Origin of the sequence: Paraburkholderia fungorum (genome assembly GCF_046027215.1) — a bacterium.
GTDB classification, from domain to species: domain Bacteria; phylum Pseudomonadota; class Gammaproteobacteria; order Burkholderiales; family Burkholderiaceae; genus Paraburkholderia; species Paraburkholderia fungorum_D.
Genome location: NZ_JAQQEN010000001.1, coordinates 3202785 through 3229297 on the forward strand (window position 1 = coordinate 3202785; position 26513 = coordinate 3229297).

The 26513-nt window shown below is 62.0% G+C and carries 21 protein-coding genes and 1 pseudogene; 9 read left to right on the forward strand and 13 right to left on the reverse strand.

Translation table 11 applies throughout. From position 1 onward, the window contains the following. Positions 1-48: 48 nt before the first annotated feature. The 3 genes from preA to PQR27_RS14200 form a co-directional block, all read right to left on the reverse strand. Entirely contained in the window at positions 49-1398 is a 1350-nt protein-coding gene (gene preA / locus PQR27_RS14190) for an NAD-dependent dihydropyrimidine dehydrogenase subunit PreA (protein WP_408524250.1), read from the reverse strand. Positions 1399-1465: 67 nt separating this feature from the next. After that, entirely contained in the window at positions 1466-2815 is a 1350-nt protein-coding gene (locus tag PQR27_RS14195; RefSeq protein WP_408524251.1) for an NAD(P)-dependent oxidoreductase, read from the reverse strand. 129 nt (positions 2816-2944) lie between these two features. Then, positions 2945-4225 carry a Zn-dependent hydrolase gene (locus PQR27_RS14200; RefSeq protein WP_408524252.1) on the reverse strand — a complete coding sequence of 427 codons (1281 nt, stop codon included), beginning with the start codon at positions 4223-4225 and terminating at the stop codon, positions 2945-2947. A 302-nt stretch (positions 4226-4527) separates the two neighbouring features. Here PQR27_RS14200 and PQR27_RS14205 point away from each other — a divergent pair, with 302 nt between their 5' ends. Further along, positions 4528-5292, forward strand: coding sequence for a TetR/AcrR family transcriptional regulator (locus PQR27_RS14205; protein ID WP_408524253.1), 765 nt, complete (start codon positions 4528-4530; stop codon positions 5290-5292). A 73-nt stretch (positions 5293-5365) separates the two neighbouring features. Here the strand turns inward: PQR27_RS14205 and boxA are convergent, their stop codons facing one another. The 4 genes from boxA to PQR27_RS14225 form a co-directional block, all read right to left on the reverse strand. After that, positions 5366-6604 (reverse strand): benzoyl-CoA 2,3-epoxidase subunit BoxA, encoded by a 1239-nt coding sequence (gene boxA, locus PQR27_RS14210; RefSeq protein ID WP_408524254.1) that lies wholly within the window; start codon positions 6602-6604, stop codon positions 5366-5368. A 66-nt stretch (positions 6605-6670) separates the two neighbouring features. Then, entirely contained in the window at positions 6671-8098 is a 1428-nt protein-coding gene (boxB, locus tag PQR27_RS14215; protein ID WP_408524255.1) for a benzoyl-CoA 2,3-epoxidase subunit BoxB, read from the reverse strand. A 144-nt stretch (positions 8099-8242) separates the two neighbouring features. Beyond that, complete coding sequence (gene boxC / locus PQR27_RS14220) at positions 8243-9913, reverse strand: 2,3-epoxybenzoyl-CoA dihydrolase (RefSeq protein WP_408524256.1); 1671 nt, start codon at positions 9911-9913, stop codon at positions 8243-8245. A 117-nt stretch (positions 9914-10030) separates the two neighbouring features. Further along, complete coding sequence (locus tag PQR27_RS14225; RefSeq protein ID WP_408524257.1) at positions 10031-11011, reverse strand: helix-turn-helix transcriptional regulator; 981 nt, start codon at positions 11009-11011, stop codon at positions 10031-10033. 182 nt (positions 11012-11193) lie between these two features. On the opposite strand from PQR27_RS14225, the gene PQR27_RS14230 reads away from it, so the two are divergent. The 8 genes and pseudogenes from PQR27_RS14230 (at position 11194) to PQR27_RS14265 (ending at position 20624) form a co-directional block, all read left to right on the forward strand. Continuing rightward, on the forward strand, positions 11194-11661 hold the full coding sequence (locus tag PQR27_RS14230; RefSeq protein ID WP_408524258.1) for a DUF4863 family protein: 468 nt from the start codon (positions 11194-11196) through the stop codon (positions 11659-11661). Between the two features lie 8 nt (positions 11662-11669). Next, a complete protein-coding gene (locus tag PQR27_RS14235) occupies positions 11670-13262 on the forward strand; it encodes a 3,4-dehydroadipyl-CoA semialdehyde dehydrogenase (protein WP_408524259.1) in 1593 nt (530 codons plus the stop codon). An 86-nt stretch (positions 13263-13348) separates the two neighbouring features. Further along, positions 13349-14941 (forward strand): benzoate-CoA ligase family protein, encoded by a 1593-nt coding sequence (locus PQR27_RS14240; RefSeq protein ID WP_408524260.1) that lies wholly within the window; start codon positions 13349-13351, stop codon positions 14939-14941. 8 nt (positions 14942-14949) lie between these two features. Beyond that, positions 14950-15780: an alpha/beta fold hydrolase gene (locus PQR27_RS14245; protein WP_408524261.1), complete on the forward strand. Its 831-nt coding sequence runs from the start codon at positions 14950-14952 to the stop codon at positions 15778-15780. A gap of 125 nt (positions 15781-15905) precedes the next feature. Further along, positions 15906-16226, forward strand: coding sequence for a hypothetical protein (locus PQR27_RS14250; protein WP_408524262.1), 321 nt, complete (start codon positions 15906-15908; stop codon positions 16224-16226). Between the two features lie 81 nt (positions 16227-16307). Beyond that, the gene (locus PQR27_RS14255; protein WP_408524263.1) at positions 16308-18419 is read left to right on the forward strand and encodes a phosphocholine-specific phospholipase C; all 2112 of its coding nucleotides are present in this window, start codon (positions 16308-16310) and stop codon (positions 18417-18419) included. A gap of 365 nt (positions 18420-18784) precedes the next feature. Continuing rightward, positions 18785-18964 (forward strand): annotated as a pseudogene (locus PQR27_RS14260) (methyl-accepting chemotaxis protein); the annotation flags it as partial. A gap of 79 nt (positions 18965-19043) precedes the next feature. Next, positions 19044-20624, forward strand: coding sequence for a methyl-accepting chemotaxis protein (locus tag PQR27_RS14265; protein ID WP_408524264.1), 1581 nt, complete (start codon positions 19044-19046; stop codon positions 20622-20624). Between the two features lie 33 nt (positions 20625-20657). On the opposite strand, the gene PQR27_RS14270 is transcribed toward PQR27_RS14265, so the two are convergent. The 6 genes from PQR27_RS14270 to PQR27_RS14295 all read right to left on the reverse strand — a co-directional run bounded on the left by PQR27_RS14270 (position 20658) and on the right by PQR27_RS14295 (position 26378). After that, complete coding sequence (locus PQR27_RS14270) at positions 20658-21038, reverse strand: DUF5594 family protein (protein WP_408524265.1); 381 nt, start codon at positions 21036-21038, stop codon at positions 20658-20660. A 134-nt stretch (positions 21039-21172) separates the two neighbouring features. After that, the gene (locus PQR27_RS14275) at positions 21173-21523 is read right to left on the reverse strand and encodes a ribbon-helix-helix domain-containing protein (protein WP_408524266.1); all 351 of its coding nucleotides are present in this window, start codon (positions 21521-21523) and stop codon (positions 21173-21175) included. A 141-nt stretch (positions 21524-21664) separates the two neighbouring features. Then, positions 21665-23251, reverse strand: coding sequence for a GMC family oxidoreductase (locus PQR27_RS14280; RefSeq protein ID WP_408524267.1), 1587 nt, complete (start codon positions 23249-23251; stop codon positions 21665-21667). 17 nt (positions 23252-23268) lie between these two features. Then, positions 23269-23934 carry a twin-arginine translocation signal domain-containing protein gene (locus tag PQR27_RS14285; RefSeq protein ID WP_408524268.1) on the reverse strand — a complete coding sequence of 222 codons (666 nt, stop codon included), beginning with the start codon at positions 23932-23934 and terminating at the stop codon, positions 23269-23271. Between the two features lie 57 nt (positions 23935-23991). After that, the gene (locus PQR27_RS14290; RefSeq protein ID WP_408524269.1) at positions 23992-24390 is read right to left on the reverse strand and encodes a VOC family protein; all 399 of its coding nucleotides are present in this window, start codon (positions 24388-24390) and stop codon (positions 23992-23994) included. A 326-nt stretch (positions 24391-24716) separates the two neighbouring features. Next, positions 24717-26378 (reverse strand): acyl-CoA synthetase, encoded by a 1662-nt coding sequence (locus tag PQR27_RS14295; protein ID WP_408524270.1) that lies wholly within the window; start codon positions 26376-26378, stop codon positions 24717-24719. Between the last annotated feature and the right edge of the window lie 135 nt (positions 26379-26513).

Sequence of the window (26513 nt, forward strand, 5' to 3'; positions counted from 1 at the left end):
ACCCAGCTTCAGTACATGCGCATCGGCTATCTATGGCAGTCTGACGCTTCAGGCTGCCTTTGCTGCAGTTGCCACGGTTGCATGCGCATGGGCGTGCTCGGCGGCTGGCGCCGTCTCCGCCTTCTGCGGCTCGCCCGCATTCACGCGCGAGGGGTTGTTCGGATGCGTCGTCCAGTTCGCATACTCGCCGTTGTCCACGCGCTCCATCGTGATGCATTGCTCGACCGGGCACACGTGCATACAGAGATTGCAGCCGACACATTCGGAGTCCATCACTTCAAAATGCCGGACGCCATCTTTTTCTTTCATGATCGCCTGGTGCGCGGTGTCTTCGCAGGCGATATGGCACAGGCCGCACTGGATGCATTTATCCTGATCGATGCGCGCCTTGATGTCGTATTTGAGGTTGAGGTACTTCCAGTCAGTGACGTTCGGTACCGCGCGGCCGCGAATATCGTCGAGGGTCGCGTAGCCCTTTTCGTCCATCCAGTTCGACAGACCGTCGGCGAGGTCGGAGACTATCCGGAAGCCGTAGTGCATCGCCGCCGTGCAGACCTGCACGCTGCCCGCGCCGAGCACCATGAATTCGGCCGCGTCGCGCCAGGTTGAAATGCCGCCGATACCGGAGATCGGCAGATTCGGCGTCTCCACGTCGCGGGCGATTTCCGCGACCATGTTCAACGCAATCGGTTTGACAGCAGGGCCGCAGTAGCCGCCGTGCGTGCCTTTACCATCGACCATCGGCAGCGGTGCCATCGCATCGAGATCCACCGCGACAATCGAGTTGATCGTGTTGATCAGCGACACGCCATCCGCGCCGCCCTTATAGGCCGCACGCGAACTGACGCGGATGTCGCTGATGTTCGGCGTGAGTTTGACGAGGCACGGCAGCTTCGTGCCCTCCTTGACCCAGCGCGTGACCATCTCCACGTACTCGGGCACCTGGCCCACGGCCGCGCCCATTCCGCGCTCGCTCATCCCGTGCGGACAGCCGAAATTCAGTTCGACCGCATCGGCGCCGGTGTCTTCGACGAGCGGCAGGATCCATTTCCAGTCGCGTTCGTTGCAGGGCACCATCAGCGAGACGATCATCGCGCGGTCGGGCCAGTCGCGTTTGACCTGGGCGATTTCCTTAAGGTTGATGTCGAGCGGACGGTCAGTGATGAGTTCGATATTGTTCAGCCCGGCAATGCGCTGACCGTTCCATTGCACCGCGCCATAGCGCGAGCTGACGTTTACCACATGCGGGTCGAGGCCCAGCGTCTTCCACACCACGCCGCCCCAGCCCGCTTCGAATGCTCGGTTCACGTTATAGGCTTTGTCGGTCGGCGGCGCGGAGGCGAGCCAGAAAGGATTCGGCGAGGTAATGCCGGCAATCGTACAGCGCAAATCGGCCATGTTCGGCTCCTTGGGGACTGCTGTTTTTGTCTTCGCTTTGTCGTCGTATATCGCGACGCTTACGGGCTTATGCGGCTTTGACGGCGGTGCGGGCGAACTGTGCATCGATCGCGGCTGCTGCGACCTTGCCGTCCTGCACCGCTTGCACCGTAAGATCCACCGCGCCGGTGGCCGCACAATCGCCTCCCGCCCAGACGCCAGGCAAGGAGGTTTGCCCATCTGCATCGACTGCGATGCGGCTGCCGTCCAGCGTCAAGAGCTCGCGTTCAATCCCGACCGGCACCAACGTCTGGCCGATCGCTTTGAGCACCATGTCGGCGTCGACGATGAAGCGTTCCTGACTGCCTTCGCTCGACGTGCGTTCGAATTCGACGCCGCTGACCACGCCGTTCTCACCGATCAAACGCATCGGCGTCGCATGGGTAACGAGCGTGACGCCGTTGGTTTGGGCGAAGTCGCGCTCGGCCCACGTGGCGCTCATTGATTCGACGCCGCGCCGGTACACCATCGTCACCGAGGTTGCGCCGAGCTTGCGGCTCTGCACGGCGGCATCGACCGCGGTATTGCCGCCGCCGATCACGACCACGCGCCGCCCGACCGGCACCGTGCCGAAGTCGCTCGCGGTACGCACCTGTTCGATAAAGTCCACTGCGTTCATCACACCGCTCAGGTCCTCGCCTTCCATCGCCAATGCGCGCACGCCGGTGAGGCCGATAGCGAGAAACACGGCGTCATGTTCCTTGCGCAATGCGTCGAGGTTCAACTCACGCCCAAGCGCCATGCCGTTTTTTATTTCGATGCCGCCGACCGAGCACAGCCATTCCACTTCCCGCTGCGCAAAATCGTCGACGGTTTTATACGCGGCGATGCCGTATTCGTTCAGGCCACCTGCTTTTTCATGGGCGTCATAGATCGTCACGCTATGGCCAGCGAGTGCAAGGCGATGCGCGCACGCGAGTCCCGCAGGCCCCGCCCCCACCACCGCGACATGCCGACCGGTTTCAGCCGCGCGCTTGAACAACGGCTCGCCGCCCGCCATCGCCCAATCAGTGGCATGACGTTGCAGCGCACCTATCGCCACCGGCTTCGCATCTTGATGGTTGCGCACACAAGCACCCTCGCAAAGAATCTCGGTCGGGCAAACGCGCGCGCACATGCCGCCCATCGGATTGGCCGACAGGATATCGACGGCCGCACCCTTCAGGTTGCCGTGACTGATCTTGCGAATGAAACTGGGAATGTCGATCTGGGTCGGACACGCATTCACGCAAGGCGCGTCGTAACAGTAGTGACAACGGCTCGCCGCAGCGGCCGCGGCGCTCGCGTCGAGCAACGGCGCGATGTCGGCGAACTCGCACGAAAGCTGATCGGGCGACAGGCGTTGAGGGGCAATGTCGCCGGTTTGCTTGATGGCCATACACGTTCCTTCTTCGATGTGAGGACGTAGCCGGTCCCGCCGGCTGCGCAATGGCGGAGCCGGGGCGGCATGTTTTATGGGCACTACGGTGAGGCTGGTGAAACGACCGCAACCGTTACTGCAGAAGCCTTATGAAACCGGCTCGCACGCTCGCTCGAGCATCGCGTGCAGCAAGACATTCGCGCCCGCTTCGATCCATTCGAAGGTGGCGTCTTCGATCTCGTTGTGACTGATGCCGTCCACACACGGCACGAACACCATCGAAGTCGGCGCGACTTGCGAGAGATAACATGCATCGTGTCCCGCACCGGACACCATGTTGCGATGCGGATAGCCGAAGCGTTCAGCCGCGGCGCGCACGGACTTCACGCAGGCGGCGTCGAAAGCGACTGGCGCGTAATAGAAGATCTGTTCGAGTTCGGTGTCGAGGCCAATACCGTTCGCGATGTCGGCCACGCCTTTGCGCAACGCGGCATCCATCTTTGCGAGCACCGCATCGTCCGGATGACGGAAATCGACGGTGAAAAACACGCGGCCAGGAATCACGTTGCGCGAGTTCGGATAGACCTGCATCATGCCGACCGTCGCGCAACCGAACGGCGCATTGTCAAGCCCGATGCGATTGACCAGATCGACCACGCGCGCGGCGCCAAGCAGCGCATCGCGACGGCGTGGCATCGGTGTCGGGCCCGCATGCGCTTCCTGCCCGGTCAGCGTGATTTCGTACCAGCGCTGACCTTGCGCATCGGTCACCACGCCGATGGTTTTCCGTTCGGCTTCGAGAATCGGTCCTTGCTCGATGTGCAATTCGAATGCCGCATGCAGGGGCCGGCCACCGCATGGAACATCGCCTGCATAGCCGATGCGTTTGAGTTCTTCGCCGATCGTTTTGCCGTCCACATCCTTGCGCGACAAGCCGTATTCCAGCGTGAAAACGCCTGCGAACACGCCCGAGGCGACCATAGCCGGCGCGAAGCGCGAGCCCTCCTCATTGGTCCAGATCACCACTTCAACCGGATGCTCGGTCTCGATGCCATGATCGTTGAGACTGCGGATCACTTCGAGGCCGCCGAGCACGCCGTAAATGCCGTCGAAGCGGCCGCCGGTCGGCTGCGAATCCGCGTGCGAGCCAGTCATCACCGGCAGCGCGTCTGGATTCTTCCCGGCGCGGCGCATGAACACATTGCCCATCTGGTCGACACTGACCGTGCAACCCGCTTCCTTCGCCCAACTGACGATCAGGTCGCGTCCCTCCCTGTCGAGATCGGTCAGCGCGAGGCGGCAAACACCGCCTTTCGGCGTCGCGCCGATCTTCGCCATCGTCATCAGGCTGTCCCAGAGACGCTTGCCGTCGACCTTGATCGACGTAGCGGGTTCAGGGTGTTTCAGCGCTTCGGATACCGCGTCCATTCGTCTCGCTCCTTTCGGTGAATCGACATGAAACTGGTGCATCGGCGGTGGATTCTGGGGCGTCGCCGCACGGCGGCGGTGCACGCCTGATGACTTCGATCGTCCCTTGTACAAAGGGCAAACCCTAAGACATCGGCCGCTCTCCATATCCTGTCCAGTTGGACAGGTTGTAGACGATTAAGCCCGCCAAATCAACACCTTTCGTACGGTGGGAAACATAGCGAGAAGCGTGCCATTGCAGTGCAACACGTTTGCCGCACACGTTGCGAATGCTTGTATCGCGCGCCGCTCAAACGACTAGAATGAAGCGCGACGCGGCACACATGCCGATGCAGGCCAACATGAGAGACGACGACGTGGCTGCCGACATCACGGAAAACGATGAAATAAACGCGGAAACCCGCGCGCCTTTGCGGCGGCGCAAGGCGCACATTCGCGAGTCGAACGAAGCGCATTTGCTGGCGTGCGCCGAGGCGGTTTTTGCGGAGCGCGGACTCGACGGCACCAGTACCGCGATGATCGCGGAGCGTGCCGGCTTACCAAAAGCTAACTTGCATTACTACTTCCCGACAAAACTCGCCCTCTATCGACGCGTGCTGGAAGATCTGTTCGAAGACTGGCATCGCGCAGCGGATACGTTCGAATGCAGCGACGATCCGGTCGAAGCGATTGGTGGCTACGTGCGCGCGAAAATGGAGTTGTCGCGCCGCCGTCCGCTCGGCTCCAAGGTGTGGGCGAGCGAGATCATTCACGGTGCGGAGCATATGCAGGACATTCTCACGGGGCGCGTTAAGCCGTGGCTCGACAGCCGCGTCACGGTAATCGACGACTGGATCGCGCGCGGCCTGCTCGCGCCGGTGAATGCGCAAACGCTGATGTACATGATCTGGGCAACCACCCAGCACTACGCCGATTTCGACGCACAGATACGCGCGCTCAAAGGCAAACGCGCGTTGACGCAGAAAGCGTTTGAGGCGACGACCGAGGAAGTCGTGCAGTTAGTGATTCGGGCGTGCGGGGCGGTGTCGCCGGCGCAGCATGAGGACGGAGCGGACCCCGCAAGATGAAAAAGGGCGCGCTGCATTTCACGAGCAGCGCGGCCTTTCGTTTATGGCATGAGGCTATTGCAGACGGAGAGCTTCAATACGTTTCCAGATGCAGTCGCCCTTCCCGCTTCAGCTTCGCCCACAACGCTTCCCAATCCATCTGATGCTGCTCGCCGATATCCTTGAGCGCCTGCAGCACGCCGTCTTCCATGCCCTTCAAACCGCACACATAGATGTGCGTGTTATCGTCCCTGAGCATCTGCGCGACATCGACCGCGCGTTCGCGCATCGCGTCCTGCACGTAGCGCTTGGGCTGCCCCACCGTGCGTGAAAACGCCAGATTGGTATCGATGAAGTCCTTCGGCAGATTGGTGAGCGGCCCGAAATACGGCAACTCTTCTTTCGTGCGCGCGCCGAAGAACAGCATCAGCTTGCCGGTCGCGCCTTTCAGCCGGCGCCGCCGGCGATACTCGGTCATCGCGCGCATCGGCGCCGAACCCGTGCCCGTGCAGATCATCAGCAGATGCGAGTTCGGATGATTCGGCATCAGGAATGTGCCGCCGAACGGGCCGATCACGTTGACCACGTCGCCCTTCTTCAGATCGCACAGATAGTTCGAGCACACGCCGTCCATCACGTCGCCGTGTTGCTGGCTGACGCGCTTCACGGTGAGCGACACGTTGTTGTAGCCCGGCCGCTCGCCGTCGCGCGGACTCGCAATCGAATACTGCCGCGCATGATGCACGCGGCCGTCGTCGGTTGCGCCTGGCGGCAGAATGCCAATCGACTGACCCTCCAGCACCGGAAACGGCATCGACCCGAAATCGAGGACGATGTGATGAATATCGCTCTCGGTCGCCCCGTCGGTGAGCCGGTAGTTGCCGACCACCGTCGCGGTGGTCGGCGCCTTGTGCGTGTAGAGATTCACATACGGCTTCGCGGCGGACCACGGCGGCACGACCGAGCCGCGCACGGTATCGACTTCAATGCCGCTCGCTTCCGCCGCTGCATCGCCGGACGGCCCGGCCGTTGCCGCCTCTGCTGGCGGCACGGCCATCGTGTTCTGTTCTGGCAACACGTCCCACTTGAACTGCTCGTCGATGGAATACGCGTCGCTCTTTAACACCGTGCGCCAGTTGTCGATCGCGCCGGTCGGACACGGCGGCACGCACGCCATGCAGCCGTTGCAGATATCCGCCTTGACCACATAGTTGTTCTCGTCGTGCGTGATCGCATCGACCGGGCAAGTCTCTTCGCAGGTATTGCAGCGAATGCAGATTTCCGGATCGATCAGATGCTGCCTGAGAACTTCGATCGATACTGGGCCGTTCATGACTTCCTCCACCATGTATTCCCGCGCCTGCAACACCGCGCGTACCAACTCGTGCAAGCCGCGTGCTTAATTGAAGCGCACGTATTCGAAATCCACCGGCTGGCGATTCACCCCCATCGCCGGCGGCGCAATCCAGTTCGCGAACTTGCCGGGCTCGCTCACGCGCCCCATCAGCGATGCCACGTACGCACGGTCTTCCGGGGTCGCAAGCCACTTCGCTTCGTTGGCCGCCCATTCGGTTTCGCTGATCACGCGGCCATCCGGCGACACCCGTGTGCCGGCGAATGTACCGATCTGGCGATTGAACGCTTTATGCGGCACGGTCATGCGGAAATCGATGCCGGCTTTTTCGAGTACCTTGTTCCAGCGCCCCACGCCCGCCACCGAATCCTTGATGTAGTCGTCGCGCAGTACTTCGTTCATTGCATTGAGCATCGGCACCTCGCGCTCGACGAGTTTGTCGCCCTGCACGTCGAGCAGCTTGTAGCTCTGACCGTTCAGCTGGTGATCGTCGTCGCGCTTGTTTTCTTCGTAACGGCCCTTCAGACCCGAGCTATAGAACGTGGCCGCATTAGAAGAATGATCCGCGCCGAACAGGTCGATCGTCACCGCGTAATGGAAGTTCAGGTAACGCTGGATGGTCGGCAGATCGATCACGCCGGCTGCCCGAATCTTGCTGACGTCGTCCGTGCCCAGTTCGTTCATCACCTGTGCGGTGCGCTGGATCACGCGCGACACACCGGATTCGCCGACGAACATATGATGCGCTTCTTCGGTCAGCATGAATTTGGTGGTGCGTGCGAGCGGATCGAAACCCGATTCGGCCAGCGCCGACAACTGGAACTTGCCGTCACGATCCGTGAAATACGTGAACATGTAAAACGCGAGCCAGTCCGGTGTTTTCTCGTTGAAGGCGCCGAGAATGCGCGGATTGTCTTCATCGCCCGAGCGGCGGCCGAGCAATGCTTCGGCTTCCTCACGGCCATCGCGACCGAAGTAGCGATGCAGCAGGTACACCATCGCCCACAAATGGCGGCCTTCTTCCACATTCACCTGAAACAGGTTGCGCAGGTCGTACATCGACGGCGCGGTCAAACCCAGGTGCCGCTGCTGTTCGACCGAAGCCGGCTCCGTATCGCCTTGCGTGACGATAATGCGGCGCAGATTCGCGCGATGCTCGCCGGGCACGTCCTGCCACGCGGCTTCGCCCTTGTGCTCGCCGAAATGGATCTTGCGATCCTGCTCACCCGGTGTCAGAAAGATGCCCCAACGATAGTCCGGCATTTTCACGTGATCGAAATGCGCCCAGCCGCCCGCATCGACGCTCACTGCCGTGCGCAGATAAACGTCGTAACCGTGCGAGCCCTCCGGGCCCATATCGCCCCACCATGACAGGAAGTTCGGCTGCCATTGTTCGAGCGCGCGTTGCAAGGCGCGGTCGTCGGCGAGATTGACGTTGTTCGGAATTTTATCGCTGTAGTTGATCGTTGACATGGTCGGTTCCTTGGTCGCTTCCGTGGTGACTTCCCAATCGGGAAACAGCAGTGTCTATCGGTGTCTTTAGATGAGAGGCGTCGTATCGGTGCAGCCGGCGTGCGTCAGGTCGCGTAACAACCTGACGCGAGCCAAACGCGGAACTCAGACGCGCGAGACGTCGAATTGCGCTTTGCTGCCCTTGCCGTACACCTTGAGCGCGCCCTTCTCGCCCACTGCGTTCGGCCGGTTGAAAATCCAGTTCTGCCACGCGGTGAGACGGCCGAAGATGCGCGTCTCCATCGTTTCCGGACCGTTAAAGCGCAAATTCGCTTCGAGACCGGTCAAGGCATCCGGCGACATTGCCGCGCGCTCTTCCAGCGCGATGCGGATTTCGTCGGCCCAATCGATATCGTCGGGCGATGCGGTCACGAGACCAAGACGCTCGGCTTCCACCGGCTTGACCGGCTGGCCGATCTTCGAGCGCACTGCGTCGAGCGGCGCGGCTTCTTCATAGAAGCGGCGCGCAAGACGCGACTGGTGCGTGACCATCGGATAAAGACCGAAGTTGACTTCGGAAAGCGTGATCGCCGGTTCTTCGTCCTCATTGGCAGGCAGCGCGGCCATATAGGTGCGGTCGGCGGCGAACGCGAGTTCCGCGAACGTGCCGGCAAAACACGAACCCGGTTCGATCAGCGCGAACAGCGAACGCGACGACACGTCGATGCGCGCGAGCGTACGGCGCAGCAGGCCAATCGTCTCGCGCACGAACCAGTGGTCCTTATGTTGCATCAGCGTGGCATCCGCGGCGAGCACGTTGCGAGCGTCGCCTTCGGTCTTGAAGATCCACGTGCCGACCTGGAGTTCGTTGGTCCGCATCGTGAGGATCGCGTCGTCGAGTTCGCGAGCGAATTGCAGCGGCCACCAGCTCGTGCCGGCTGCCACGATGGCGTCGATATCAGTGGGTTGTTCGGTTTGCGGTGCTTTGGCGGTAAAGGTAGCGATGCGCCTGGCACGGTCGATCGTGATGTCGAGCGTCCTGTAGGTAAGGCCGTCTTCGCGATTCGTGCGTTCGATACGCGTTAGCGTCACGCCTTGCGCGTCCGAGGGACGATCGCTTTGTTCAGCGAGTTCGAGCGCGCGCGCCTGGACCGCCTGATCGAACTGGTTCGGCTTCACCACTTCATCCACCAGACGCCATTCTTTCGCGCGTTCGCCGCGAATCCCTTCGACCACCGTGCAGAAGATATCGGCGCGGTCGTGGCGCACCTTGCGCTTGTCGGTGACGCGCGTCAGGCCGCCCGTACCCGGCAGCACGCCGAGCAGCGGCACTTCCGGCAGCGAGACCGACGACGAGCGGTCGTCGATCAGATAGATTTCGTCGCAAGCCAGCGCGAGTTCATACCCGCCGCCGGCACACGCGCCGTTCACCGCCGCGAGAAACTTCAGACCCGAATGACGCGACGAGTCTTCCAGACCGTTGCGCGTTTCGTTGGTGAACTTGCAGAAATTGACTTTCCACGCGTGGGTCGACAAGCCAAGCATGAAAATATTGGCGCCCGAGCAGAACACACGGTCTTTCAGGCTTGTCAGCACCACCGTTTTGACTTCGGGATGCTCGAAGCGGATGCGCTGGATCGCGTCATGCAGTTCGATATCGACGCCAAGATCGTATGAATTCAATTTCAGCTTGTAGCCGTCGCGAATCCCACCGTCCTCGGCGATGTCGATGCCGAGCGTCGCAACGGCGCCGTTGAAGCTCAGTTTCCAATGCTTGTACTGCGAAGGATCGGTGCGGTAGTCGACCGGCGCGATAGCGGTTTCTGCTGTGGACATGGGGCGTCTCCTGACTGGACGAAGCAAAACTTGTTTTTTGAACAATAGTGCATAGTCATACCCATGTAAAGCACTTTAGTGCATGTTTGCTAGTAAACCCTGGCACCGCATTGCAGATCAGCTGACCCGCGCGTCGTCCGGCGTTTCCGCCGCCAGCCTGGCGGCGAGCCGGTCACGCAGTTGCAGGTAGGCGTCGGCCAAGGTTTTCTCGCTGGTGTCGAAGGTCATGTCGGCGCGCCCGTACAGCTCGCCACGCCCGGCCAGGATGCGCTTCAGGTCGTCCATTGCTTCCTTGTTGCCCGACATCGGCCGCAAATCGCCTTGTGCGACGACGCGGCGCATGTGTTCTTCCGGCGTGGCCTGCAGCCACACGGTAAAGCAGTGCGAGAGCAGCGCGTTGAAGGTGCCCGACTCCGACACGAGCCCGCCGGGAGAGGCGATCACGGCGCGCTCATGCTCATGGATCACGGCCTCCAGCGCGCGATGTTCGTAGCGCCGATATGCGCTCGCACCATACAGGGAATGAATCTCCGACGGCGGACAGCCCGCCAGTTGCTCGATCACGCGCGTCAGCTCGACGAACGGCACCTTGCGCTCCTGAGCGAGCATTCGCCCGAACGTCGACTTGCCCGCGCCGCGCAGGCCGATCAGTGCAATCCGGTCCTTGCGATGCGGGTCGCGCGGCGCCTGGGCGAACATCTCGGCGAGCGCCACGCGGGCGCGCTGCAATGCCGCCTGATCGCGCCCCTGCAGGAGTTCGCGGATCAGCAGCCATTCAGCGGACGCGGTGGTTTCGTCGCCGATCACCTCCGCCAACGGACAGTTCAGCGTGGCCGCGATCTGTCGCAGCACCAGCACCGACGCGTTGCCCACGCCCGATTCCAGATTGGCCAGATGCCGCTCGGACAAACCGGTTTCGGTTGCCAGTGTCTTGCGCGTCATGCCGCGGCGCGCGCGCAGCAGACGCACGCGCTCGCCCATCGCCGTCAGAAAAGGATCGCGCTGTTCGCGCTCAACGCCTCGCTCCGCCCGCTCCACGCGACTGGCATCGTCCTCGGCGGGTTCGTCCAGTGGCGCTCGAATGTCATTTTGATTCATGTTTTGCTACCCATTGACTGCGATACATGTACTATAGTGCTTGACACACATCTAGTGAACGGTTAATTTTCGCCAAATATTGTTTTAATAACAAACGCTGCCGGAATGTTTCGGCGGCGCAACGGAGACGGCGCTCAAACACGCATGAACCAAGGTGCGTGAGCGTCTATCTGGAGGCTCGCATGTCCCCACATGAGTTCCAACGCCTGATCGCGGGCGTGACCGCGCAGATCGCCGGCCGGCCGCTCGACGACGCGCTCGCCGCGTGGCTGAACGACCGCTATCCGGCCGGCAGCACGGCCTTTCGCACGCTCGCGGATGCCTGCCGCGCCGGCGTCGCTGAGGGCTGGCTATGCAATCGCGAAGGCGGCGGCATTCGCTACGGGCGCATCTTCAAGGCACTGCCCGACACTCACGGCTTTTCCGTCGACGTGGTCGACATGAAAGATATTGCCGGTCCACATCACGTCCACCCGCACGGCGAGATCGACCTGATCATGCCGCTCACCGAAGGCGCCACCTTCGACGGCCACCCGGCCGGCTGGTGCGTGTACCGCCCTGGCAGCGCCCATCGTCCCACTGTCGCGAACGGCCAGGCGCTGGTGCTGTACCTGTTGCCGCAAGGCGCGATCGAATTCACTCCTGCCTGAGACCCGCCATGACTGAACTATTGAAGAACTACGTTGCCGGCCAGTGGATCGAGGGCGGCGGCGCAGGCGTCACGCTCACCGATCCGGTGACGGGCGAAGCGCTCGTGCGCGTGTCGAGCCAGGGCCTGGATCTCGGCGAGGCCTTCGGCTTTGCACGCAACCAGGGCGGCGCGGCCTTGCGTGAGCTGACCTACGCGCAGCGCGCCGCCCACCTCGCGGAGATCGTCAAGCTACTGCAGGCGAAGCGCGACGACTACTACGCGATCGCGACGGCAAACTCGGGCACCACGCGCAACGATTCAGCCGTGGACATCGACGGCGGCCTGTTCACGCTGTCGTACTACGCCAAACTCGGTGCGTCACTCGGCGACGTGCATGCGCTGCGCGACGGCAGCCCCGCATCCCTCAGCAAAGACCAGTCGTTCAGCGTGCAGCACGTGCTCACGCCGACGCGCGGCGTCGCGCTTTTTATCAATGCGTTCAATTTCCCGTCGTGGGGTCTGTGGGAGAAAGCAGCGCCCGCACTGCTGTCCGGTGTGCCGGTCATCATCAAGCCGGCTACGGCCACCGCATGGCTCACTCAACGGATGGTCGCCGACGTCGTCGACGCAGGGATTTTGCCGGCCGGCGCGTTGTCGGTGATCTGCGGCAGTTCGGCGGGCCTGCTCGATCAGATTCAGGCATTCGACGTGGTCTCGTTCACGGGCTCCGCGGAGACTGCCGCTACGCTGCGCGCGCATCCCGCTTTCGTACAGCACGGTGCACGTTTGAATGTCGAAGCGGATAGTCTGAACAGCGCGATTCTGTGCGCTGACGCAACGCCCGACACGCTCGCATTCGAGTTGTTCATCAAGGAAGTGGTGCGTGAAATGACCGTGAAGTCGGGTCAGAAATGCACCGCGATCCGGCGTGCGTTCGTACCAGAGGCATCGCTTGAAGCGGTGCTCGATGCGCTCAAGGCAAAGCTCGCGAAGATCACCGTGGGCAATCCACGCAACGACACCGTGCGCATGGGTTCGCTCGTGAGTCGTGAGCAATACGAGAACGTGCTGGCCGGTATTGCCGCGCTACGCGAAGAAGCCGTGCTCGCCTATGACGGCTCCTCCGTGCCGCTGGTCGATGCGGACGCAACGATCGCCGCTTGCATCGCGCCGCATCTGTTCGTCGTCAACGATCCCGATAGCGCCATGCTGCTGCACGACGTCGAAGTGTTCGGACCGGTGGCAAGCGTGGCGCCCTACCGCGTGGCCGCCGGCAATGCACTGCCCGAAGCCCATGCCGTCGCACTCGCGCGACGCGGCCAGGGCTCGCTCGTTGCATCGATCTATTCGAACGACGACGCGCATCTCGGCCGCCTCGCCCTGGAACTGGCCGATTCACACGGCCGCGTGCATGCCGTCTCGCCGGCCGTGCAACAGAGTCAGACCGGCCACGGCAATGTGATGCCGATGTCGCTGCATGGCGGCCCGGGACGCGCCGGCGGGGGCGAAGAACTCGGCGGCTTGCGTGCGCTGGGTTTCTATCACCGGCGCTCGGCGATCCAGGCATCGAGCGCGGCCGTCGACACGCTGACGCAAACAACCTGTCTACCCACGGCGTAAAACGCGGCAAACGGACAGTACGCACACATCGCGCGGATCACGAGCACAAAACAGCCGGACCCGCCCTCACCCGATGGAGGAGACACATGGAAGCCCTGCTGGAATCCGCGGCGAGTCAGTCCGCCGCGACGGTCGAGCCACCGCCCGCGCAATTCAATTTCGCGGCCTATCTGTTCCACCTGAACGAAACACGCGCGGGCAAAACCGCCTATATCGACGACGCTAGCGCCACGACATACGGCGAACTCGAAGAACGGGCGCGGCGCTTCGCGAGCGCGCTGCGTACGCTCGGCGTGCATCCGGAAGAGCGTGTGCTGCTGGTGATGCTCGATACCGTCGAGTTGCCGATCGCCTTTCTCGGCGCACTGTATGCGGGCGTCGTGCCGGTGGTGGCGAATACCCTGCTGACCGCGCCTGACTACGTCTACATGCTCACGCATAGCCACGCGCGCGCGGTGATTGCGTCGGGCGCGCTCTTGCCGAACGTCACGCAGGCGATGGCGACCGCCGAACATGACGGCTGCCAGTTGATCGTCTCGCAGCCGCTCGACGGTGAGCCGCTGCTCGCGCCGCAATTCAGGGATCTGATCGACGCCGCCACGCCCGCCGTCAAGGCGGCTTCGACGGGTTGCGACGACATCGCCTTCTGGCTGTATTCGTCAGGCTCGACCGGCAAACCGAAAGGCACCGTTCACACGCATGCGAATCTGTATTGGACCGCGGAGTTGTATGCCAAGCCGATTCTCGGCATTGTCGAAAGCGACGTGGTGTTCTCGGCGGCCAAACTGTTCTTTGCGTACGGTCTCGGCAACGGCCTGACCTTCCCGCTTTCGGTCGGTGCTACCGCGATATTAATGGCGGAACGGCCCACAGCCGATGCTATTTTCAAACGTCTCATACAGCATCGGCCGACTGTTTTCTACGGTGTGCCGACGCTCTACGCAAGCATGCTCGTATCGCCCACGCTGCCCGCGCGTGCGGATGTTGCGATGCGTGTGTGCACATCGGCGGGCGAAGCGTTGCCGCGTGAAATCGGCGAGCGCTTCACTGCGCACTTCGGCTGCGAGATTCTTGACGGCATCGGTTCGACGGAAATGCTGCATATCTTCTTGTCGAATCGCGCGGGCGCGGTTGAATACGGCACGACCGGGCGCCCGGTGCCCGGCTATGAAGTCGAACTGCGGGACGAAGCCGGCCGCCCAGTGCCCGATGACGAAGTGGGCGATCTGTTTATCAAAGGACCCAGCGCGGCATTGATGTACTGGAGCAATCGCGAGAAGACGCGTGCGACCTTTCTCGGCGAGTGGATTCGCAGCGGCGACAAGTACCGCCGCCTCGCAAACGGCTGCTACGTGTACGCGGGCCGCAGCGACGACATGCTGAAAGTCAGCGGCCAGTATGTCTCGCCAGTCGAAGTGGAAATGGTGCTGGTGCAGCACGACGCAGTGCTCGAAGCAGCGGTGGTCGGCGTCGAGCACGGCGGCCTCGTCAAGACACGCGCGTTCGTCGTGCTAAAGCGTGAATTCCCGCCGTCTGAGATACTCGCGGATGAGCTGAAGGCTTTCGTCAAGGACCGCCTCGCACCGCATAAATATCCGCGCGATATCGTGTTTGTCGACGATCTGCCCAAGACCGCAACCGGGAAGATCCAACGCTTCAAACTGCGCGAACAGTCATAAGGTAATCCATGCAGAATCCGGCAATCGCAACCACGGATAGCAAGTTTGCAGAACTCCCCGCCACGGCGGCACATGGGCCGCTGCGCCTCGAATATCGCTGGGTGAATGAAACGGCAAGCGACGCGCCGATCGCTATCTTCCTGCACGAAGGACTTGGCTCGATCGCCATGTGGCGCGATTGGCCGCAAGCACTGTGCGCGCGGCTCGGCATGCGTGGACTGGTTTATTCCCGGCCGGGCTACGGGCGCTCCACGCCGCGCCCGCATGACGTGAAGTGGCCAGTCGATTTCATGACGGCGCAGGCGCACGACATACTGCCTGCGTTGCTTGACGCGCTCGCCGTCGGCATGCCGGAACGCCGGCGCATGTGGGTGATCGGTCATAGCGACGGCGGTTCGATCGCGCTGCTGTACGCGGCGCTGCATCCGGATGCTCTCGCCGGCATGGTGGCAATCGCGCCGCACGTGTTCGTCGAGGACATCTCAGTGAGCAGCATCGCGCAAACCAAACAGCTCTACGAGTCCACGGATCTGCGCAGCAAGCTCAGCCGCTATCACGCCGATGTCGACTCCGCGTTTTACGGCTGGAACGACATCTGGCTGAATCCGGCCTTCAGGGCGTGGAATATCGCCGGGGAATTGGCGTCCATCGAAAAGCCCTTGCTCGCAGTACAAGGCTATGACGACAACTACGGCACGATGGCGCAGATCGATACGATCGCCGACTGCGTGCCGCATGCGCAACGAGTCAAACTCGAGTCCTGCGGACACTCGCCCCACCGCGATGCGCCGGATGCATTGAACGACGCAATCAGCGCGTTTGTATCGAGCCACCGCTAACGGACCAGTCCGTACTACTCACCGCACCTTCACAAAACTTACACAGGTCAGCGATTATTCTTCCGCATCGCTGACCTGGGCACCTGGATGCCCTGGCGCACCTTTCCCCGTGCCGGAGTCACTCCATGCCCGTCGTGTTGAAGCCAGCTGCTGCCTTGCATCGCAAACGTTTGGCAGGCGCGCTGTTCGCCGTGTCGCTGTGCATGCTGACCGCATGCAGCAATGACGACGACAAGGCGTCCGATCCGCGCGCCGCTGGTTCCACCAACGGCACTGGCCAGGACAACACCTTCGCACAGGTTCTGTCAGCCACGCCCCCTTCTGCATCGCCCCCGTCACCCGCACTCACGATTCAAACGCCAGCGCTGCCCGCGTCAAGCGCCGATACGGCTCAGTCCTCCGCATCGCCGCCGCTCGCCACCCCCGTCATTCACACCGTAGATTGAGTCCCGCGCCCCACGCGGCGCGCGGCTCACGCTCGCGCGCCGTGTGCATCGTCCCTCCAACGAAGATCGAAAGCCAAAACCATGACATCTAAAAATCGCCGTGATTTTCTGCGCTCCGCCGCTCATGCCGCCGGTTCCGCCACCGCGTTGAGCATGTTGCCGCTGGGTATTCGCAATGCCCTTGCCATTCCGGCCAACAACAAGACCGGCAGCATTCGCGACGTCGAACACATCGTCGTGCTGATGCAGGAAAACCGTTCCTTCGACCACTACTTCGGCACGCTCAAGGGCGTGCGCGGTTTCGGCGACACACGCGCGATCAATCTGCCGAACGGCAAGCCGGTGTGGTATCAGCCGCTCGGCGCGGATCTCGGCTACGTCCTGCCGTTTCGCCCGAGCGCGCCGAATCTCGGCCTGCAATTCATGCAGGATCTCGCGCACGACTGGACCAGCACGCACGCCGCATGGAACGGCGGCCGCTACGATCAATGGGTGCCCGCCAAGAGCGCCACGACGATGGCATACCTGACGCGCGACGACATTCCGTTTCACTATCAGCTCGCCGACGCCTTCACGATTTGCGACGCCTACCATTGCTCGCTGATGGGCCCGACCGACCCGAACCGCTACTACATGTGGAGCGGCTGGGTCGGCAACGACGGCAGCGGCGGCGGTCCGGTGATCGACAATTCCGAACTCGGCTACGGCTGGTCCACGTACCCGGAAGTGCTGCAAAACGCAGGCATTTCGTGGAAGATCTATCAGGACATCGGCACCGGCCTCGATGGGAATGGCTCGTGGGGCTGGACGCAAGATCCGTATATCGGCAACTATGGCGACAACTCGTTGCTTTACTTCAATCAGTACCGCAACGCCCAGCCTGGCAACCCGCTGTATGACAACGCGCGCACGGGCACCAATGCGGCAAAAGGCGACGGCTACTTCGACATTCTGAAACGCGACGTGCAGAACAACGCGTTGCCGCAAGTGTCGTGGATCGTCGCGCCGGAAGCGTATTCCGAGCATCCGAACTGGCCGGCCAATTACGGTGCGTGGTACATCGACCAGGTCTTGCAGATACTCACGTCCAATCCGGAGGTGTGGAGTAAGACGGTACTGCTGATCAATTACGACGAGAACGACGGTTTCTTCGACCACATGGCGCCGCCGTTCGCGCCGGCTTCGAGTGCGAATGGCTTATCCACCGTCGATATCAGCAACGAAATCTATCCCGGCAACGCGAATACGGCAGCCGCGCCTTATGGGCTCGGACCGCGCGTACCGATGCTGGTGGTTTCGCCGTGGTCGAAAGGCGGCTATGTGTGCTCGGAATTGTTCGACCATACGTCGGTGATCCGCTTCATCGAAAAGCGCTTCGGCCAGCAACACAATCTCGGCGAATCGAACATCACGCCGTGGCGTCGCGCGGTCTGCGGCGATCTGATGTCGGCGTTCAACTTCAGCAACCCCAACGACGCCTTTCCGACACTGCCGGGTACGAGCGGTTATGTGCCGCCCGATCAGAACCGCCATCCGGACTATGTGCCGCTGCCGCCCGTCGTGCAGACTGTACCGAAACAGGAACCGGGCGTACGCCCCGCTCGCGCGCTGCCATACGAGCTGTTCGTGCGCATACACGGCGAAGGCGCCGCCGGCAAGCTGACGATGCGCTTCGTCAACACCGGTCGCGCGGGCGCGGTGTTCCTCGTCTATGCAGCGCACAGTCTCGACGCGCCGCGCACCTATACCGTGGACGCCGGCAAACGGCTGCAAGACTCGTTGCCGTTGAATACCGACGGCACATACGATTTCACGGTATACGGCCCGAACGGTTTTCTGCGCCGCTTCGCGGGCAAGCCGGTGGCCAGGAGCTGGTGGAATGGCTCCGATATCGCGCGGCCGGAAGTACTCGAAGGCTACGACATCGTGAACGGCAATCTGCAAGTGCGGCTTGAGAATGTGGGCAGCGCGCGTTGCCAGTTCACTATCGTCAATGCGTATGACGTGAATAACGTCATCAGGCATTCGGTGCGCGGCGGCGACACCGAACAGCTGTACCTCGATCTGCGCAACGCGCACGGCTGGTACGACCTGGCGATTACCGTCGACACGGATCCGTCGTTCACGCGGCGCTTCGCCGGACACGTGGAAAACGGCAAGAGCAGCATGAGCGATCCGGCGTTGGGTAGTTAATTTTCAACACACGCCCTTGAAAAAAGCGGCCGTTGCGATTGAACGCAACGGCCGCTTTTTATGCCATGACACTCTCCCACTGCCGCACTCGAGCGATCAAGGCCGACCGCCACTAACATTATTGTCAGACGAATATAGCGCTTCACTCCTGCGAAACAGCCACTGTTTCGGCGTTCATTGAAAACGTCGCACCGCGCGAAAAATATGCATGGCACCGCAGCGCGCCGCCGCAAACGGTGTCCCCGGCAACTGTCAGTCATTGAAAGTATTCCCTGCTCAAGTCCCCTGCGCTCGCGCCGTATACAGGCAATGAGGCTCCCGCCTCACTGACCACGGCTCACTGCTTACTCCGAAAGACTCCCCACATGTTCTCCTCCATTCGCGCGCGCATCGTCGCACTGTGCGTCGCTATCGTTGTGGTTGCGCTCGCTGCCAATGCGGTTCTCAACTACGTTGTCGCTAACTCGTATAACACCGATGCCATCAATAGCAGTCTGAACGCCGTCGAGAGCGGGCACGTGGACGGCATCAGCGAAAGCGCCGCATTGGTCGAGGAACCGACAGCGGCTGCGGCCGCAGTGACCCAATTCAAGCTGAGCTAAAGCACATATCAAAGGAATCGCAGTGTCGTTCTATCGAAATCTGAAGATTGCCGTCAAGCTGGCGCTGCTCGGCACCGTGTTGCTCGCCGCGACCGTAGTGGTGGGGCTGGAAGGCTGGCATGCGTTATCCGACACGCACGCGTTGCAGATCCAGTCCGCGCAAACGCTCAGCCAGTATGCGCAAGCCGCCGATACCGCGCGTGTCGCGCAAGTCGAGTTCAAGAAACAGGTGCAGGAATGGAAAGACCTGTTGCTGCGCGGCGCGGACCCAGTTGCGTTCGCAAAATATCGCGACGCCTTTAGCAAGGAAAGTGGCACGACGCACGCCGCGCTGGTGCGTCTGAAAGACCAGTTGAGCGCGCTGGGCGCCAATGTCGACGGCGTCGACAAGGCGCTCGCCACGCACGCGTCGTTGCAGGACAGCTACCTCGACGCGCTCAAGCATTACGACGCTGCCGATCCGAACACTGCGCATGTCGTCGACGGGCTGGTCAAAGGTATCGACCGCGCGCCGACCGCTGCCATCGACGACATCGTCGCGTCCGTCATGCAACAGGCGCAGGACTCGACCGTACGCACGGGCGAAGCTGCCCAGCACGCGTACGCCCTTGCCTGCGTCCTGCTGCTGTCAGTCGTGATCTGCTCGCTCGGCGTGGGAGCGTTCGCACTCTGGTTTCTGAGCCGCAGCATCACCGTGCCGGTCCGGCAGGCGGTTGGCGTCGCGCAGGCGGTCGCGGCGGGCGATCTGCGCGCCGATGTGGCCGTAGCGAGTCGCGACGAGACCGGCCAGTTGCTGGTCGCACTCAACGACATGAACCAGCGCTTGCGGCATATCGTCAGCGAGATTCGCGAAGGCGCGACGACGATTTCCTGTGCGACGCAGGAAATCGCGGCGGGCAACCTGGATCTCTCGGCACGTACTGAACAGCAAGCCGCCTCGCTCGAAGAGACCGCCGCCTCGATGCAGCACTTCACCGACTCGGTTCAGCGCAACGCCTCCAACGCGCGCGAGGCCACCGCGCTCGCGCAAACCGCCGCGCAAGCAGCGCGTGACGGCGGCGCCGTGATGACCGACGCGGTACGCACAATGGGCCAGATCGACGCGGCCTCCAAACGCATCGTCGATATCATCGCGGTGGTGGAAGCCATCTCGGCGCAGACCAATATCCTGGCGCTCAACGCAGCGGTTGAAGCGGCGCGTGCCGGTACACAGGGGCGCGGCTTCGCGGTGGTTGCAAGCGAAGTGCGCAGTCTCGCGCAACGCTCAGCCGATGCCGCGCGTGAAATCAAGGCGCTGATTCGCGAGTCGGTTGCAACGATCGATGCGGGCACGCAACTGATCAACCACGCGAGCCATACGATGGACGGTGTAGTGGAAAGTGCCGGCAGCGTGACGCGTATTGTCGAGGCGATTGCCACGGCGAGCGTCGATCAGGCAGCGGGCATTGCGGAGGTCAACGATGCGGTCACGCAGATGGATCAGGTGACGCAGAGCAATGCGGCACTGGTCGAACAAGCCGCCGCGGCAGCGGACGCCGTGCAAAGCAAGGCATCGGGTCTGGTGCAAAGCGTGAGTTTCTTCCGTCTCGGCGTGGCCGCCTGACGCACGGAGCGCCGTGCGTTTGCCGCGCGGCGCCTACGACTCGAAGTCCAGTCCGCCGATCAGCGCCACCGGCTCGGCTTGTGTATGCGAGCGAAAATCCAGTTCGCGCGCATGACGCCACGCCTCGAGCTTGCGCGGCAGTGCGGCCAGATAGCCGGCGAAGCGCGCCGGCCCTGCCGCGTCCATTAGTCTTTCGATCTCGTCGCTATCCCACGTCAAATACAGATTCAAAGGATGCGGATAGTGGCGCAGGTCTTCGATCGGCACAGCATGAATGCGTACCCGTGTGGGATGTCCGTGGCCGCCGTAAGGCAGCACTTCGGTATGCACGGTCGTGGCGAAACAGGCGGCAAGGGCCTCGGCGATGCGAGGCGCGAACTGTTGGTCGAAGCGGGCGGCATTCCCTGGACTCATCGATGTCTCCGGCGTTCTACGCGAGGATCGATGCATCGTAGCATGCGCCAACGTCCCTGCCTGTGCCCGCTAGTCGCGTGCTCGCTCTCCTCTTTGGGCTTGCGCGGACGTGATCTGCCATCCGTGCCTTCGCGTCAAACGGTTTTGAGAATTCGCGGTCGTGCCTCGCCGACGGCCAGCGCCGGTTCAGGCGCCGAATCGGGCGCGCTCGTGCCCTTCTCCGTGCGCACCGACAGATAGCGCAAACAGCACACGCGCAGAAACGATGCGAAGTTAGTCGGCATCTCGCCACGCAGCGCGATCAGTTCGTCATAGAGCTTCACGGCGAACTGGCTAGTCGTCATGCTCTCGCATGCGGCGATTTCGTGCAGCACGTCCCAGAACAGATTCTCCAGCCGGACGGTCGTGATCACGCCGTGAATCCGCAACGAGCGGGTGCGCGACTCATACAGGATCGGATCGGCGTTGATGTAAATCCCACACATGGCGTTTGCTCCTTGTTTGGGGCTGGCGTGCGCGCCGTGTGCAGAATCCAGCCCACGGCACGCTCCGCCCCTTCGCCAACATACGCAGGCGTTCTTCGCCCGACAATTGCGTCGAACCCGAACGCCGGACTCCGCCCCTTTTTACACCGCGCGTTTGTTCATCTGCGCCGCGATGTGATCCGCCTGGCGGATCGCCAGCGTCACGATCGTCAAGGTCGGGTTTTCCGCCGCGCCGGTGGTGAACTGGCTGCCGTCGGAGATAAACAGATTCGACACCTCGTGCGTCTGGCCAAAACGATTGCACACACCGTCATCCGCGCGCGCGCTCATGCGTGCGGTGCCGAGGTTATGCGTGGATGGATACGGCGGCACGCGATACACCGTCTTCGCACCGGCGGCCTGGTACACGGCTGAGCCCTGCTTGTAGGCGTGCTCGCGCATCGCTTCGTCGTTCGGATGATCGTCGAAGTGCACATTGGCGACCGGCTGACCGTACTGATCTTTCACGTCGCTATTCAAAGTGACGCGATTGCTCTCCCGTGGCATATCTTCGCCGACGATCCACATGCCGGCCGTGTACGCGTACTGATCCATCGCCTGGGCGAAGCCCGGACCCCACGCGCCCGGGTCGAAAAACGCCGCGTAAAACGGCAAGCCGAGCGAAACGGTTTCCATGTGATAGCCGCCGGCAAAGCCGCGTTGCGGATTGAACCCCCCTTCGTCCTCGATAATGCCCGCCATCGTGGTGCCTTTGAACATCTCGACTTTGTCGTTGAATACCGCATACACCGAGCCGGTGGTGTGACGCATATAGTTGCGCCCGAGCTGTCCCGACCCATTCGCGAGTCCTTGCGGAAATTTGCTCGAATGCGAATTGAGCAATAGACGCGGTGTTTCAATCGAATTCCCCGCCACTGCAATGATGCGCGCCTTCTGCCGCTGTAATTTGCCGTTGCCGTCGTAATACAGCACTTCTTTCGCCTTGCCGCGCGCGTCGGTCTCGATTCGCACCACATGCGCCTGCGTGCGCAATTCCATGTGGCCGGTGGCCTGCGCGCGTGGCAACTCGATGTACAGCGTCGACCATTTCGCACCTGTGCGGCAACCCTGAAAACAGAACCCGCGCTGGAAGCAATGCGCGCGATCGTCACGCACCACGCTATTGATCGCCATGTGACCGGTATTGCACTCCTTGTAGCCCACCTTCATCGCGCCGGCTGACATCACCTTGAAGTTGTTATTGCCCGGCAAGCCCGGCAGTCCGTTCGTGCGCGTGACGCCCATCTTCTGTTGTGCGCGGTCGTAATACGGGTCGAGTTCTTCACGTGTGAGCGGCCAGTCGAGCAGATTGGCGTCCTTGATGTCGCCGTAAGTCGTCTTCGCCTTGAACTCATACGGCTTGATGCGCAGGCTCGCGCCGGCCCAGTGCACGGTCGTGCCGCCCACTGTCTTGCAGATCCATGCGGGCAGGTTCGGAAAATCTTTGGCCACGCGCCACGTGCCTGACGTCGTGCGTTTGTCGAGCCATGAAAGCAGCTGGAACGAGCCCCATTCGTCTGTGGTGAAATCGGCCTGCGTGTGCAGCTTGCCGGCCTCCAGCACGACGACGTTGATACCCTTCTGCGCCAGTTCGTTGGCGAGCGTGCCACCGCCCGCGCCCGAACCGATGATCACGACGACCTTGTCGTCGTTGTGCGAAAAACGCACCTTGTTGTTGTCCTGATCCATGTCTGGTCTCCGGTGTCTTAGCTATCCGTCGGAATCGGGCCGCTCGCATCAGCCGGTGGGTTGGGCAACCATGACAAACTGTTGAAGCCTTTGGTCAGGTAGCCGCCATCTCCCTCTGAAGCGCCATAGCCGAAATGCGCATACGCCATGGTGTTGGCGTACAGCGAGACCACGGCGGTACTGCGGATCGTGTTGAAGAACGGCGAACCCGCCAGCGCCGCAACGTCTTCCGCCTGAGCGGCCGGCGTGCGTGTCAGCCAGTTCGAACCGGCTTTCGCGTCCAGTTGCCTGACGCCGTCGGCGAGTTGCTGGCGTACGGCGGGATCGGCTTTCGCCTTCGCGTCGAGATCCTTGACCACCAATGCATACACCGCGTTGTCGAGTGTGGGATGAGGATAGAGCTGACGCGTAAAGGCCATGATGACTTCGCCCTGGTGCGTATCCAGCCCTTGCAGTTCAAGCGCCCAGGCGCGGCTCGGCGCGAGCGTCGACAATACCGACGAGAACGCCAGCGTGCCCACCAACACGCCTGTGCCCCTCAACAATTCGCGCCGCGTCAGTGGAATCCGCAGCGCGGCGGCGGCCGCTTCTCCCGCACGATGCTGATGGCCGTGCTCATGATCGTGATGATGCGCATGACGTGCGTGATCCGACTCGACGATCGGAATGACCGTTGTCTTCATGTCTGTCTCCTTGTGGGGTACTGCAACTACGCGCGGCGGCCGCCTGGTTTGATTTTGCTATTGATAATGGCCGTAGCGTTCCAGCACTTCAATCTTGTAACCGTCAGGGTCCTGAATGAAAAAATAACGCGCCAGCAACTCGCCGTTGTCGTGATGGAATTCGCGCAAATCATTCGGCGTCATGCCGAGATCGACCAGGCGTTGCCGTTCGCTTTTCGCGTCGTCCACGCATACGGCGACGTGACCGTAGCCGTCGCCGTGCGAATAGGGTTCAGTGCGGCCTTTGTTCCAGGTCAGCTCGATCTCCGCGTCAGCTTCCTGATTACGCAAATAGACCAGCGTGAATTCAGGAAAGTCGAGCCGATGCGAAACGTCGAAATTGAAAGCCGTTTGATAGAACTGCAGCGAGCGCGGCAGATCCTGCACGCGAATCATCGTGTGGATGAGTTTGGCCATCGGTGTCCCCTCCTGTTCAGATCAAGTTTAGGAGGCCGCACACGCGAGTGGTAATGCACGGCTAAATCGTGCCAGGGACTTGCCCTATGTTGCATACGCGTCCATTGCGTGGCCGTCGCGCTTGCACAAGCATCGCGAACAACGGCGGGCGTGGGGTCGTTTCCAGGTTGCAATGCAGCAGAACGCCGCTGGCCGCGCTCGGGAAAATTGACGGTAACCGATTGAATGTGACGGTCCGCCGCGCAACGGGCAACGCTCGCCACGCCCCTTGCGCGAGGCGAGCCGTATCAGGACGCGGCGGAACCTCTACTCGTGTTCACGGGAGTTCAGGGTTTGCCCGCGGAATTGTCCTCATCCTGCGCGAGTCCCGCGCGCAATGCTTTGCGAATCACCTTGCCGGTGGCGGTCAACGGCAGGTTATCCACGAAGCGGATCTCGCGTGGATATTCATGGGCGGCCAGGCGCGTTTTGACATGCTGCTGAATCTCGCGAACCAGTTCGTCGGTGCCGGCGAAGCCCGGATTGAGCACGACAAACGCCATCACGATTTCGGTGCGTTCGCGATCGGGTGCGCCGATCACCGCCGCCATCGATACCGCGGGATGGCGCAGCAACGAGTCTTCAATCGACGCCGGTCCAATCCGGTATCCGGCACTCGTAATCACGTCGTCATCGCGGCCGACGAAGCGGATGAAGCCCTCCGCGTCGCGCGTGCCGAGGTCGCCCGTCACGAGATACTGGCCGCGGAATTTCTCGCGCGTTGCCGCTTCGTTGCCCCAATAGCCGAGGAACATCACCGGATCTGGCGCGGCCACCGCGATATCGCCGATTACGCCTTGCGGCAGTTCGTTCCCATCCGCGTCGATGATCGAAATGCGATGCCCCGGCACCGCGCGGCCGATTGCGCCAAAGCACGGTTCGAACAGCGCCGCGCAGGACGACACCACCACGTTGCACTCGGTTTGCCCATAGAACTCGTTGATGGTGACACCCAGCGCCTTGCGTCCCCAGCCGATCAGTTCTTGGCCGAGCACTTCGCCGCCGCTCGCCACCGAGCGCAGCGCCAGCGTCCAGCGCTCCGGACGCTCGACGCCGCGCATCATCTTCAGCGCCGTCGGCGGCAGGAAGGTATGCGAGACCGCGTGGCGAGCCATCAGATCGAAGGCCGCCTGACCGTCGAATTTGGCGAAGCGGCGCGCCAGGACCGCCACGCCGTGATGCCACGAGGGCAGCAGCACATCGAACAGCCCGCCGATCCACGCCCAGTCCGCGGGCGTCCACATCAGCGTGGCCTGCGTGGGAAAACCCTGCTGCGACATCTCGACTCCCGGCAGGTGGCCGAGCAATACGCGATGACCATGCAAGGCGCCCTTCGGTTTGCCGGTGGTACCTGACGTGTAGATGATGACCGCGGGATCGTCGGCGCTGGTATCGACAGGGGTGAAATCGGCGGAGGCGTTGTTCAGTGCATGCCAGAACGAGCGAGTCGCTGCATTCACGGTGGGATCATCCTGGTCGATATCGACGTTAAATACTTCGCGTAGCGCTGGCAGCGCATGCCGAATTTCCTCGATCTTCTGCGCGCCCGCGTTGTCGGTAATCAGCGCGAATGCTCCGCTGTCGCCCAGACGGTGTTCGATTGCATCGACACCGAATAGCGCAAAGAGCGGCACCGCCACCAGGCCCGCTTTATATGCGGCCAGATGCGCGATAGCGGTTTCGACCGATTGGGAGAGGAAAATGCCGACGCGGTCACCCCGTTGTGGCCCGGCTGCCAGCAACGCGTTGGCAAACCGATCGGAAAGGGTCTTCAACTCGTCAAACGTATAGCGTGTGGCGGCACCTTCGTGATCTTCGTAGATCAGCGCAAGGCGGTCCGTTCCGTCGGCCCATTTGTCGCAAACATCCACGCCGATGTTGTAGCGCGCGGGAATGCGCCAGGCGAAATCCGCCGCCAGCGATTCATAGGTCTGACCGTCGAGGTTCATCGCGTCTCCTTCCGATGGTTGCATAGCAAAGTTCGGTACTGCGTGGCTCATTCCGCCGCAGCACAACGGCTTGATCATTAAGGCCAGGACAAGGCCAGAAGGTGCGCAGGCCTAATCTCTACGGAGCCACGATCC

Bases quoted from the DNA above. Each gene is read 5' to 3' on its own strand.
- preA (WP_408524250.1), bottom strand. From the start codon at position 1,398: ATGGCCGATTTGCGCTGTACGATTGCCGGCATTACCTCGCCGAATCCT.
- PQR27_RS14195 (WP_408524251.1), bottom strand. From the start codon at position 2,815: ATGGCCATCAAGCAAACCGGCGACATTGCCCCTCAACGCCTGTCGCCC.
- PQR27_RS14200 (WP_408524252.1), bottom strand. From the start codon at position 4,225: ATGGACGCGGTATCCGAAGCGCTGAAACACCCTGAACCCGCTACGTCG.
- PQR27_RS14205 (WP_408524253.1), top strand. From the start codon at position 4,528: ATGAAGCGCGACGCGGCACACATGCCGATGCAGGCCAACATGAGAGAC.
- boxA (WP_408524254.1), bottom strand. From the start codon at position 6,604: ATGAACGGCCCAGTATCGATCGAAGTTCTCAGGCAGCATCTGATCGAT.
- boxB (WP_408524255.1), bottom strand. From the start codon at position 8,098: ATGTCAACGATCAACTACAGCGATAAAATTCCGAACAACGTCAATCTC.
- boxC (WP_408524256.1), bottom strand. From the start codon at position 9,913: ATGTCCACAGCAGAAACCGCTATCGCGCCGGTCGACTACCGCACCGAT.
- PQR27_RS14225 (WP_408524257.1), bottom strand. From the start codon at position 11,011: ATGAATCAAAATGACATTCGAGCGCCACTGGACGAACCCGCCGAGGAC.
- PQR27_RS14230 (WP_408524258.1), top strand. From the start codon at position 11,194: ATGTCCCCACATGAGTTCCAACGCCTGATCGCGGGCGTGACCGCGCAG.
- PQR27_RS14235 (WP_408524259.1), top strand. From the start codon at position 11,670: ATGACTGAACTATTGAAGAACTACGTTGCCGGCCAGTGGATCGAGGGC.
- PQR27_RS14240 (WP_408524260.1), top strand. From the start codon at position 13,349: ATGGAAGCCCTGCTGGAATCCGCGGCGAGTCAGTCCGCCGCGACGGTC.
- PQR27_RS14245 (WP_408524261.1), top strand. From the start codon at position 14,950: ATGCAGAATCCGGCAATCGCAACCACGGATAGCAAGTTTGCAGAACTC.
- PQR27_RS14250 (WP_408524262.1), top strand. From the start codon at position 15,906: ATGCCCGTCGTGTTGAAGCCAGCTGCTGCCTTGCATCGCAAACGTTTG.
- PQR27_RS14255 (WP_408524263.1), top strand. From the start codon at position 16,308: ATGACATCTAAAAATCGCCGTGATTTTCTGCGCTCCGCCGCTCATGCC.
- PQR27_RS14270 (WP_408524265.1), bottom strand. From the start codon at position 21,038: ATGAGTCCAGGGAATGCCGCCCGCTTCGACCAACAGTTCGCGCCTCGC.
- PQR27_RS14275 (WP_408524266.1), bottom strand. From the start codon at position 21,523: ATGTGTGGGATTTACATCAACGCCGATCCGATCCTGTATGAGTCGCGC.
- PQR27_RS14280 (WP_408524267.1), bottom strand. From the start codon at position 23,251: ATGGATCAGGACAACAACAAGGTGCGTTTTTCGCACAACGACGACAAG.
- PQR27_RS14285 (WP_408524268.1), bottom strand. From the start codon at position 23,934: ATGAAGACAACGGTCATTCCGATCGTCGAGTCGGATCACGCACGTCAT.
- PQR27_RS14290 (WP_408524269.1), bottom strand. From the start codon at position 24,390: ATGGCCAAACTCATCCACACGATGATTCGCGTGCAGGATCTGCCGCGC.
- PQR27_RS14295 (WP_408524270.1), bottom strand. From the start codon at position 26,378: ATGAACCTCGACGGTCAGACCTATGAATCGCTGGCGGCGGATTTCGCC.